1 protein-coding gene is annotated in these 615 nt (G+C 64.2%); it reads left to right on the top strand.

The genetic code is table 11. The features are described from left to right. Window positions 1–70 precede the first annotated feature (70 nt). A partial coding sequence (locus tag AC1DU6_RS34690) for an HAD family hydrolase (RefSeq protein ID WP_477863053.1) occupies window positions 71–615 on the top strand: 545 nt, incomplete at its 3' end.

Here is a 615-nt window from a genome sequence, read left to right on the forward strand (position 1 = left end):
CACTGCCGCTGCTGAAGGCCATGCTGGCCGACGAGGCCGTTGAAGAAAAAATCGACTCTGACCCTAATTTATGAATCTCACGCTGTTTGACCTGGATGGGACGCTGATCCCCATGGATTCCGACCATGCCTTCGGTGGTTTCATGGTGGAGGTGGGCTGGGTGGACGGCGTGGTCTGGGGTGCGAAGAACGACGAGTTCTTTGCCCAGTACAACGCGGGAACGTTGGACCTGCCGGCGTATATCGACTTCGCAACGTCCGCCTGGCGCTCCCGCCCGCTTGCCGAGGCGCTGGCCATGCGGGAGCGCTTCATGACCGAGGTCATGCGCCCGGCGCTGCGGCCCGAGGCCGTTGCGCTGGTCGAGAAGCACCGTGCAGCGGGCGACCTCATCGCCCTGGTCACGGCGACCAATGAATTCGTCACAGCGCCGATTGCAGCGGCCTTTGGCATCGCGCACCTGATCGCCGTCGAGCTGGAACGCGACGCCGAGCAGCGCTACACCGGAGCCATTCGCGGCATCCCGAGCTTCCGCGAGGGCAAGATCGCGCGCGTCGAGGGCTGGTTGCAGGGCCTGGGGGCACAATGGCGCGATTTCGAGCGCGTGAACTTCTTCAG

The sequence above is a fragment of the Roseateles sp. P5_B10 genome, from assembly GCF_056400485.1.